The 3,429-nt window shown below is 51.4% G+C and carries 3 protein-coding genes; all 3 read right to left on the bottom strand.

Translation table 11 applies throughout. The features are described from left to right. The coding region (locus ACTQ3R_RS16250; protein ID WP_441780200.1) for a VapE domain-containing protein at positions 1–1,169 on the bottom strand (1,169 nt) is incomplete at its 3' end. After that, entirely contained in the window at positions 1,111–1,749 is a 639-nt protein-coding gene (locus ACTQ3R_RS16245; RefSeq protein ID WP_412639515.1) for a CHC2 zinc finger domain-containing protein, read from the bottom strand. The genes ACTQ3R_RS16250 and ACTQ3R_RS16245, both read right to left, overlap by 59 nt. A 56-nt stretch (positions 1,750–1,805) precedes the next feature. Then, positions 1,806–3,392 (bottom strand): MobQ family relaxase, encoded by a 1,587-nt coding sequence (gene mobQ / locus ACTQ3R_RS16240; RefSeq protein ID WP_441780199.1) that lies wholly within the window; start codon positions 3,390–3,392, stop codon positions 1,806–1,808. Between the last annotated feature and the right edge of the window lie 37 nt (positions 3,393–3,429).

Here is a 3,429-nt window from a genome sequence, read left to right as displayed (position 1 = left end):
GTCACGCTGTTGTTCATAATGTCGTTGATCTCCCGGATTTCCCATTGCTTCGGCTCGTCAAAGCTGTGTCCCAGGGCTTCCCGGAACAGCTGCTTGGAGCAGACCATGTTATCCGAACACTTTTCCAGATACTCGATGATCTGCCCGGCTTTGGTGTCCTCCGGCATGAAGTCTCGCTGGTGGACTTTCAGATACTCGTTCATTGCCGGACTGAACCGGAGCTTGAAGTTTCCGCTGCGGTAAATCTCCATTGCTTCTGCCCAAACCTGTATGAGATAGGCTCTTGCTGCCGGTTCATCATCCAGAATGTGGATTTCTGCCAGCTCTGGATGTACCATGACCGGCACAAAACGGCGGTTGCCGGTGCGGTCAAGGGGCAGAAAATCCAGCGTATTGGAAGTGCCGCAGAACACACACTGCCGTTTTCGGTCAGCCGGGTGGGTTTCGTATGGCACTTTATAGGTTTCCTTCTGGCGACTGAGAAAGGATTTGATTTCCTCAATGCTCTTGGCATTGGCGGTGGCAATCATCTCCGACATCTCGATCAGCCAGTGTCCCTGCATCTTGCGATACACATTTTCATCGTCCAGCTTTTTCAGGTCATCGGAAAACCAGTCATCCTGAACTGCCAGCAGCCGAAAGAACGAGGACTTTCCGGCTCCCTGACCGCCCACCAGACAGAGCATGATTTCAAATTTACAGCCGGGACGGAACGCCCGTGAGATTGCTCCCAGCAGAAACAGCCGCATGGCTTCACAGGTGTAATCATCGGCATCGGCTCCCAGAAAACGATGCAGACAATAGCGGATGCGTTCTATACCGTCCCACTGCAAGGCATTGAGAAAATCCCGGACAGGGTGATAGCGGTTTTCGTTGGCAATCACCATCACGGCATCCTGTATCTTTTTCTCGATGGTCAGCCCATAGTTTTCCTCAAAATACAAGAGCAGATATTTGATGTCCACATCGGTCAGGGTCGGGCTGTCCCGATACCAGCCGAGGGGCTTCACAATATCCACTCGTTCTGTCAGCAGATTTTTTCGGATCGCTCCTTTCAGCAGAGGGTCAAGCTGAAACACCCGTTTATAGTTGGCTGCGGCATTGGATACCTTACCTTTCTCGGTCTGTTCCAGGCTGCTTCTGACCTGTTCTACGGTGCAGAGTTCCAGCTGCTGTCCATTCTGCAATTCGCTGTTCAAGTTTCATCACCTCTTTTCCTTGCTGTGCTACAAGCTCCCGGTGTTCTTCCGGCGATCCGTCCAGAAAACTATCCAGCAGATACTCTGTGTAGGTTTTTCTTTGCAGGGCTTCCACAAAGAGTGGATGCAGGTCATCCTCCGGCGTTTGCGGGGCATACTGCTGTTCCCATTTCTGGAGAAGGTGGAAGTATTCGCATAAGACCTTGTAGCAGTGCATTTCTTCCTGTCTATATTTCTGCTCTGGGGTAGGTTCCCGGATATGGGGTTTGACGGTCGGCTTCTGCCGGTTGTCATAGGCAATCCCAAAATCATCAGCAATCTTCATGGCGGCTTCCTTGCTGGGCAGCTGAAACAGCTGGGAAACAAAATCCACTGCATCCCCATCAGCCTGACAGCCAAAGCAGTGAAAACGCCTGTCCAGTTTCATGCTGGGGTTTTTATCATTGTGAAAAGGGCAGACCGCCATGCCGTTTCTGCTGACAGGGATGCCATACAGCTCCGCTGCCTGTCTGGTGGTCACATTCTGTTTGACCGCTTCAAATACATTCAAAATTCCACCTCCTGACAAAACAAAAGGCACCCGATTTCTTTTGAAAATCAGATGCCTTACAGTTCCATATTCTGCTTTTTCTCCTGCCGGTGCTGCTCGTCCTTTTTTCTGGATTCCTCCTGATAGTCCTTGATTTGCTCGGTGACAGAGTGCTTCGGCTCTGGCTTCTTTTTGACCTCTGCCTGTTCCGGGGCGAGTACCTTGTTGACCCAGTAACGGATTTCTTTCAGCGGCTTCAATTCCTCCTGCACTGCCGCCAGCTGCCCGGTATATTCTGCGTGAGAAGTTTGCAGCTGTTCATACTCCGCTTGCAGGACTTCCAGATCAACATTCAAGTCAACACCATGCTTTTTCAAAAAACGATACGCCTTGTTGTATGCGTCCAGCTCGTCCCGGTGGCTTTCCGCATAAACGGACTGCACCGTTTTCCAGCCGATTCGCACATACTTGTCATGGACAGCTTTATGCTGCTGACAATCGGCAACGGCGTTCTGTATGCCGGTAATCACTTTCATGCGGCTCTCGGCTTTTCTCATGCCGGTGCTGACGCTGCCGGATTTCTGTTTCACTTCCTCCAGCACACTGTCCAGCTGTTCCAGCGTAAAAATCTCATGGTCTTTCAGATAATTGGTGGCGTTGACAAAGGACTGTAAATCTTTTGTTGCACCTTTTTGCTGACCGTATCTTGACCAATCCCGGCGTTCTGCCTTTCGCAGATTGAGATAATCCCGCAAAAGGTTGATAAGGTCGGGTGATGCGGTTTCCGGCTTCTTCTCTGCCAGCAGCTCTTTCCGGGCTTCCAGAATATCGCTGATCCAGTCACGCAGATTCTGAATGGTGCTGCGGATCACGCTCATCATGCGGTTGGCGGCTTTGATGTCCCGATTCAGATTGCCAATATTGGTCTGGATGCCACGGCGTTCCATCTGTGTGACAGCTGCTCCCATGTGGACGGTGGGGATGATGTCCAGCCCCTGCTTTTCATAGGAACGGAGATCGACACGGACAGGGCTGTTCACCATTTCCAGATAACGGTTCTGCACTGTTTCCCAGCCGGTGCGCCACTCCTGCCCATGATACTGCTCGTTCCAGTCAACAGTGTCCTCCTTATGACTTTTCCAGTTCCCGGACGGGAGTCGGATACGCTCGCCATTCTCGTCAAGGTCATAAACCTTTCTGGCTTTGGGAAGCCATTTTCCATGCTCGTCCATTGCCCGCATAGTCAGCATCACATGACAATGGGGGTTGTGTCCCGGTGGCTTGGGGTCATGGATGGCAAAATCAACAATCATGCCTTTGGAAACAAAAAACTGGTTGCAGTAGTCCTGCACCATCTGTGGATACAGTTCCTCCGGCACTTCTCTGGGCAGCGCCAGCACAAACCGTCTGGCAAGCTGGGAGTTCCACTGGTTTTCAACTGCTTCCACTGCGTTCCAAAGCTGCTCCCGGTCGGCGTATTCCATCGGGGCATGGGACGGCAGCATGATTTCCGTGTAGACCACACCTTCCTTTTTCCGGTAGTCTTTGTGCTTCTGGTCATACTCGGAAAACAGATTCTCGCCGCTCTGGTAGGCAGCTCCGGCAACAGCTGACTGCCGTTTACTTCGCTTCGTGATTTTGATTTCAAAATGAGGGTTTGCCACTTCATCATCTCCTTTGGCAAAACAAAAGACCGTCTGC

The sequence above is a fragment of the Lawsonibacter sp. LCP25S3_E2 genome (genome assembly GCF_052117285.1).
In the GTDB taxonomy this organism is placed as follows: domain Bacteria; phylum Bacillota; class Clostridia; order Oscillospirales; family Oscillospiraceae; genus Lawsonibacter.
The sequence above is the reverse complement of the archived record's forward strand: the minus strand, read 5'-3'. Positions and strand labels throughout refer to the sequence as shown.